6 protein-coding genes are annotated in these 7,019 nt (G+C 73.9%); 5 read left to right on the forward strand and 1 reads right to left on the reverse strand.

Going from position 1 to position 7,019, the window contains the following annotated elements; genetic code table 11:
- Window positions 1-3: 3 nt before the first annotated feature.
- A complete protein-coding gene (mtnA, locus tag H0H10_RS29570; RefSeq protein ID WP_188184201.1) occupies window positions 4-1,146 on the reverse strand; it encodes an S-methyl-5-thioribose-1-phosphate isomerase in 1,143 nt (380 codons plus the stop codon).
- A gap of 140 nt (window positions 1,147-1,286) precedes the next feature.
- Here mtnA and H0H10_RS29575 point away from each other — a divergent pair, with 140 nt between their 5' ends.
- The 5 genes from H0H10_RS29575 to H0H10_RS29595 are packed head-to-tail and all read left to right on the forward strand — an operon-like array spanning window position 1,287 to window position 6,912.
- Window positions 1,287-2,633: a proline-rich domain-containing protein gene (locus H0H10_RS29575; RefSeq protein WP_188184202.1), complete on the forward strand. Its 1,347-nt coding sequence runs from the start codon at window positions 1,287-1,289 to the stop codon at window positions 2,631-2,633.
- Window positions 2,634-2,637: 4 nt separating this feature from the next.
- Complete coding sequence (locus H0H10_RS29580) at window positions 2,638-3,405, forward strand: DUF4129 domain-containing protein (protein ID WP_188184203.1); 768 nt, start codon at window positions 2,638-2,640, stop codon at window positions 3,403-3,405.
- Window positions 3,402-4,613, forward strand: coding sequence for a DUF4350 domain-containing protein (locus H0H10_RS29585; protein WP_188184204.1), 1,212 nt, complete (start codon window positions 3,402-3,404; stop codon window positions 4,611-4,613). Before H0H10_RS29580 ends, H0H10_RS29585 begins: the two co-directional genes overlap by 4 nt.
- Window positions 4,613-5,602: an AAA family ATPase gene (locus H0H10_RS29590; protein WP_188184209.1), complete on the forward strand. Its 990-nt coding sequence runs from the start codon at window positions 4,613-4,615 to the stop codon at window positions 5,600-5,602. The genes H0H10_RS29585 and H0H10_RS29590 overlap by 1 nt, the downstream gene beginning before the upstream one ends.
- Complete coding sequence (locus H0H10_RS29595; RefSeq protein WP_188184205.1) at window positions 5,602-6,912, forward strand: DUF58 domain-containing protein; 1,311 nt, start codon at window positions 5,602-5,604, stop codon at window positions 6,910-6,912. The genes H0H10_RS29590 and H0H10_RS29595 overlap by 1 nt, the downstream gene beginning before the upstream one ends.
- Window positions 6,913-7,019 lie beyond the last annotated feature (107 nt).

Raw genomic sequence — 7,019 nt, forward strand, 5'->3', positions numbered from 1 at the left:
CCATTAGCTAATCGTTACCTGGCGTGACCTGGCACACAGCCCGGCAAGCGCCTCGGACGTCACGGGCGAGATCACGCCCTCCTCGGTGACGATCGCCGTCACCAGCTCGGGCGGTGTCACGTCGAACGCCGGGTTGTACGCCTGGGTCCCCAGGGGCGCCACCGGAATCCCCCCTCCCGCTCCTGTCACCGGCGCCTGAGGCGCTGTGACCTCGGTCACCTCGTATCCGGGGCGCTGTTCGACCTCGATGGACGCCCCGTCGGGCGTGTCCGGGTCCACCGTCGTCACCGGCGCCACCACGATGAACGGCACATGGTGGTACCGGGCGAGCACCGCGAGCGGATAGCTCCCCACCTTGTTCGCCACCGAACCGTCCGCGGCGATGCGGTCGGCCCCGATCAGCACCGCGTCCACCTCACCTGCCGCGAACAGCGAACCGGCCGCGTTGTCGGTGAGCAAGGTGTACGCCATGCCGGTGCGGGCCGCCTCGTACGCCGTCAGGCGAGCACCTTGCAGCAACGGACGCGTTTCGTCCACCCACAGGCGCCGAAGCCGCCCCGCCCGGTGGGCCGCGAGCGCCACCGCGAACGCCGTTCCCTCACCCCCCGACACCAGCGATCCGGTGTTGCAGTGCGTGAGGACGCGGTGCCCGCCGCCGGGCAGCAGCTCGTCCAGCAGCGCCAGGCCGTGCCCGGCCATGCGGACGCTGGCCTCGGCGTCCTCCCGGTGCAGCGCCCGCGCAGCGGCCAGCGCGGCCTCGGCGGCCTCCCGGGCATCCCCGGTCCTGGCGAGCGCGTCCCGGTGGGCCGCCCGGGCCCGGCGCACGCCGACGGCCAGGTTCACCGCGGTGGGCCGGGCGCCGGCCAGCGCGGACGCGGCCTCCTCCACGTCGAAGCCCCGCGCGGCGGCGAGCGCGACGCCGTAGGCGCCGACGATGCCGAGCAGCGGCGCCCCGCGCACGGCGAGCGAACGGATCGCCTCCACGAGCGCGGACGCGTCCGTGCAGACCAGCTCGACCTCCTCGGCCGGCAGCCGCGTCTGGTCCAGCAGGACCAGCACCGGACCTTCGGGCGGTTCCTCCCAGCGCACTGCCGGGATCTCGGGTGGCCTCGTGCCCTCGCCGATTTGCGCGTCCTGATCAGCCATGCGGTCAGTCTGCCCGCAATCCGGCGGACAATTGAAGGTGCGCAGCCCATACCGCGCCCGGTCCGCAGCCGACCACCCCATGGCACGATGGCAGCCAACCTGCCGCCGCGACCGCGGACGGGCACCGTGAAGGAGCGACGATGAACGACACTCCGGGCTGGGCCTCGCCCGGATCCCCGTCCGACGGGCGGGAGCCCGGCGCGTCCGGCCCCGCCGAACCCGCCGATCGCCCCGGCACCGACCGGCCCACGCAGCCGGCGGAGCCCGCCGGCCAGCCGGGCGCGGAGCCGGCGAGCCCCGGCGCGAAGTGGTCCAAGGAGCAGCCGCCCCCCGGCCAGTGGTCCGCGCCCACGGGCCCGCAGACCCCGGGCCAGACCCCGCCGCCCCCCGCACCGCCCCACCCCGGCTGGGGCACCCCGCCCCACGCCGGCCCCGGCGGCCCGGGCGCTCCAGGCGGTTACGGCGGCTACGGCGGATGGGGCAGCGGCTGGGGCGGCCCCCCGCCCGCGGCCAAGCCCGGTGTGATCCCGCTGCGCCCGCTCGGCGTCGGCGAGATCCTCGACGGCGCGGTCTCCACGATGCGCACCTACTGGCGCACGGTCCTCGGCATCTCGCTGACCGTCGCCATTGTCACGGAGATCATCGTCGTGCTGCTCCAGGGATTCGTCCTGGACGACACCGGCAGCGAAGCCCTCGACGACCCCAACGCCACCCTCAGCGAACTCGGCGACGCCCTGGCGGACACCACGATCAACTCGGGCGTCATCTTCCTGATCTCCCTGCTCGGAACCGTCGTGGCCACCGCCCTGCTGACCACCGTCACCAGCCGTGCCGTGCTCGGCAAGCCGGTGACCGCCGGCGAGGCGTGGCGGGACGCCCGCCCCCAGGTCGCGAAGCTGTTCGGCCTGATCCTCCTGCTGCTGCTCATCGTCGCCGGCATCCTCACCGCCGGCATGCTCCCCGGCTTCGCCGTCTCCGCGACGGCGGGCGGCGAGTCGGGCGTGGCCCTGACCGTCCTGGGATTCATGGCAGCCGCCGTGGTCACGGTCTGGCTCATGGTCCGCCTCTCCCTGGCCTCCCCCGCGCTGATGCTGGAGAAGCAGGGCATCAAGAAGGCGATGAGCCGCTCCGCCAAGCTGGTGCGCGGCTCCTGGTGGCGGGTCTTCGGCATCCAGCTGCTCGCGACGATCATCGCCAATGTCGTGGCGTCGATCATCGTCATTCCCTTCACCTTCCTCGCCGCCGCCCTCAGCGGCGACGGCGTCAGCGGCTTCCTCGAAGGCGGCGGCGACTTCGGCTGGACGTTCCTCGTGGTCAGCGGCATCGGCGCGGTGATCGGCTCCATGATCACCTTCCCGATCACCGCGGGCGTCACCGTGCTGCTCTACATCGACCAGCGCATCCGCCGCGAGGCCCTCGACCTCGAACTGGCCCGTGCCGCCGGCATCCAGGCCGGCCCCGGCTCCGGCGCCACCGCGGGGAGCTGATGCGGTGAGCCCGGCGGGGGGAGTTCTCACAGAGGTGCTGCCACGCACCGCCGTCCGCGTGCTGCCGCGCGCGGGCGACACCTCCGTACTGTCGCTTGCGCGCTCCGGCGACGAACCACCGGTGACGATCCCGCGCGACCCCGCGCGGGAGGCGGCCCGGCGCGAATTGTCCAAGCGCATGTACCACGAGAACGACCCCAGCTGGTTCCAGCGCGCCCTCAACGCCTTCTGGGACTGGATCGACGAACTGTTCAGCACGGCCTCGAACGCGACGCCGGGAGGGGCACTCGGCCTCATCGTCGTCATCGCGGCCGTCCTGGCGGTCCTGGGCGCCCTCTGGTGGCGGCTGGGCACCCCGCGCCGCCGGCCCGCCTCCGCCCCCGCCCTGTTCGACGACCGCCCCCGCAGCGCCGCCGACCACCGCGCCGCCGCCGAGGCACACGCGGCCCAGGGCCACTGGAGCCAGGCCGTCCAGGAACGCATGCGCGCCATCGTCCGCGCCCTGGAGGAACGCGCACTCCTCGACATCCGCCCCGGCCGCACCGCCGACGAGGCGGCCGTGGAGGCGGGCCGCTCCCTGCCCGACCACGGCGACCGGCTACGCGCCGCGGCCCGCGACTTCGACGACGTCACGTATGGCGGCCGGGCGGGCACCGAGCAGGCATACCGCCGCCTCACCGGCCTCGACCGCGACCTCGAACGCAGCAAACCGCAGCCGGCCGCCACCACCGGCAGCACGGACCGGAACACCCGCCAGGGAGCCGCCGGATGACCACCGAGGCCACGCTCCCCACCACCTCGGCCTCCCCCACAGGACGCCAACTGTGGACGCGCGCGCGAGGCATCACGCTCGCCCTCGTCCTGCTCCTCGCCGGGGCCGTCGCGATCGCCGTCGTCCGCTCCGACGCCCGGCACGGCGAGCTCGACCCACGCTCCGCCGACCCCTACGGCAGCAGGGCCGTCGCCGAGCTCCTCGCCGACCGGGGGGTCTCCACGCGCGTGGTCACCACCCTGGCCGACGCACGTGCCGCGACCGGACGGGACACCACGCTGCTCGTCGCCGTGCCCGACCGCCTGACGGAACGCCAGCAGACCGAGCTGCACTCCGCGACCGCCGGCTCCGGCGGCCGCACCGTCCTCGTGGCCCCCGGCAGCGCCTCCGTCGAACGCCTCGTCCCCGGCGTCACCGCCGACCCCGCGCTCAGCATCGACTCGACGCTGTCCCCCGACTGCGACCTGCCCGCCGCCCGCCGCGCCGGCACCGCCGACACCGGCGGCATCCGCTACACCAGCACCGGCCTCGGTGCCGACGCCTGCTACCCCAGCCGGCGCCTGGCCACCCTGCTGCGCGTCCCCGAGACGCCGCAAGCGACGACCCGGGAGGCCACCGCAGGAGACACCGTCGTCCTCGGCGCACCCGACATCTTCTACAACAACCACCTCGACGAGCACGGCAACGCCTCGCTCGCCCTCCAACTCCTCGGCTCGCGCCCCCACCTGGTCTGGTACCTCCCCTCGCTCTCCGACGCCACCGCCCCGGAGGACGAACGCGGCTTCTTCGACCTGCTCCCCTCCGGCTGGCTCTGGGGCACCCTGCAGCTCTTCATCGCAGCGGCCCTCGCCGCCCTGTGGCGGGCACGCCGAATGGGACCCCTCGTGCCCGAAAAACTCCCCGTCGCGGTCCGCGCCTCCGAAACCGTCGAAGGCCGCGCCCGCCTCTACCGCAAGGCGGGCGCCCGCGACCGCGCGGCCGCCGCTCTTCGCTCCACCACCCGCACCCGCCTCGCCCCCCTCGTAGGCGTCCCCGTCGCCCAGGCGCACGCGCCCGAAGTCCTGCTCCCCGCGCTGTCGGCCCACCTGCACGGCGACCGGCAGCCCCTGCACACCCTCCTCTTCGGCCCGCCGCCCAGCGACGACGCAGCACTCATCGCCCTCGCCGACCAACTCGACGCCCTCGAAAGAGAGGTACGCCGTCCATGATGGACCCGACCACTGACAACGCCGGGCAGACCGGCGACCCGGGCAACGCCCGCGCCGCCCTCGAAGCCCTGCGCGCCGAGATCGCCAAGGCCGTGGTCGGCCAGGACCCCGCCGTGACCGGCCTCGTCGTCGCCCTCCTGTGCCGCGGCCACGTCCTCCTCGAAGGCGTCCCCGGAGTCGCCAAGACCCTCCTCGTCCGCGCCCTGGCCTCCGCCCTGGAACTCGACACCAAGCGCGTCCAGTTCACCCCCGACCTGATGCCGAGCGACGTGACGGGCTCGCTCGTCTACGACGCCCGCACCGCGGAGTTCTCCTTCCAGCCCGGCCCGGTCTTCACCAACCTCCTGCTCGCCGACGAGATCAACCGCACGCCCCCGAAGACCCAGTCGTCCCTCCTCGAAGCGATGGAGGAACGTCAGGTCACGGTCGACGGCACACCCCGCCCGCTCCCCGAGCCGTTCCTCGTCGCGGCGACCCAGAACCCGGTCGAGTACGAGGGCACGTACCCCCTCCCGGAAGCCCAGCTGGACCGCTTCCTCCTCAAGCTCACCATCCCCCTGCCGTCCCGCCAGGACGAGATCGACGTCCTCACCCGCCACGCCTCCGGCTTCAACCCCCGCGACCTGCGCGCCGCAGGCGTGCGCCCCGTCGCGAACGCGGCCGACCTGGACGCTGCCCGCGCCGCGGTCGCCAAGACCACGGTCTCCCCGGAGATCACGGCGTACGTCGTCGACATCTGCCGGGCCACCCGCGAATCGCCGTCCCTCACCCTCGGCGTCTCCCCGCGCGGAGCCACGGCCCTGCTGGCGACCTCCCGCGCATGGGCCTGGCTGACGGGCCGCGACTACGTCACCCCCGACGACGTGAAGGCCCTGGCCCTGCCCACCCTCCGCCACCGCGTCCAGTTGCGCCCGGAGGCCGAGATGGAGGGCGTGACCGCCGACTCGGTGATCAACGCGATCCTCGCCCACGTCCCGGTCCCGCGCTGATGGCCCTCACCGGACGCGCCGCGCTCCTCGCGGCACTCGGCTCACTCCCCGTCGGCATCTGGGACGCCGGCTGGACGGGCATCCTCGCGGTCAACGGGCCCCTGGCCGTGGCCTGCGCATGCGACTTCGCCCTGGCCGCCCCCGTACGACGCCTGCGCCTGACCCGCTCCGGGGACACCTCCGCCCGCCTGGGCGACTCGGCCGACGTCACCCTCACGGTGACCAACCCGTCCGGCCGCCCGCTCCGCGCCCAACTCCGTGACGCCTGGCCGCCGAGCAGCTGGCAGCCCGGCACGGAGGTCGCCGCCTCCCGCCACCGTCTGACGGTGCCGCCCGGCGAACGCCGACGCGTGACGACCCGTCTACGCCCCACCCGCCGCGGCGACCGCCAGGCCGACCGCGTCACGATCCGCTCCTCCGGCCCACTGGGCCTCTTCACTCGCCAGGGCACTCACCGGGTCCCCTGGACGGTGCGTGTCCTGCCGCCCTTCACCAGCCGCAAGCACCTGCCGTCGAAACTGGCCCGACTCCGGGAACTGGACGGCCGCACCAGCGTGCTGACCCGCGGCGAGGGCACCGAGTTCGACAGCCTGCGCGAGTACGTCCCCGGCGACGACACCCGCTCCATCGACTGGCGCGCGACAGCCCGCCAGTCCGCCGTCGCCGTACGCACCTGGCGCCCGGAACGCGACCGCCACATCCTGCTCGTCCTCGACACCGGCCGCACCTCGGCCGGCCGTGTCGGAGACGTTCCCCGTCTCGACGCGTCCATGGACGCAGCACTGCTCCTGGCCGCGCTGGCCTCCCGCGCCGGCGACCGCGTCGACCTCCTCGCATACGACCGCCGGGTACGCGCCCTGGCCCAGGGCCGGACAGCAGGCGACGTCCTCCCGGCCCTGGTCGGCACGATGGCGACGCTCGAACCCGAACTCGTCGAAACCGACGCACGCGGCCTCGCGGCCACCGCGCTTCGGACGACCCCGCGCCGCTCTCTCATCGTGCTGTTCACGGCACTCGATGCAGCCCCCATCGAAGAGGGCCTGCTCCCCGTCCTCCCGCAACTCACCCAGCGGCACACGGTGCTACTGGCCGCCGTGGCCGACCCGCACGTCTCCCGCATGGCCGAGGCACGAGGAAATACCGAAGCCGTCTACGAGGCGGCAGCGGCGGCCCAGGCTCAGGCCGAACGCCATCGCACCGCGGCACAACTCCGCCGGCATGGCGTCACGGTCGTCGACGCAACACCGGACGAACTGGCTCCGGCCCTGTCCGACGCCTACCTGGAACTCAAAGCCGCGGGACGCCTGTGAGAAAAGGGGGGCGGGCCACATGGTGGCTCCCCCATCCCTCCCGAAAACGCAGAAAACCCCGCACCGTAAGGTGCGGGGTTTTCCCAAAAATTGTTCGGCGGCGTCCT

This window comes from Streptomyces griseicoloratus, assembly GCF_014534645.1.
Taxonomy (GTDB): domain Bacteria; phylum Actinomycetota; class Actinomycetes; order Streptomycetales; family Streptomycetaceae; genus Streptomyces; species Streptomyces griseicoloratus.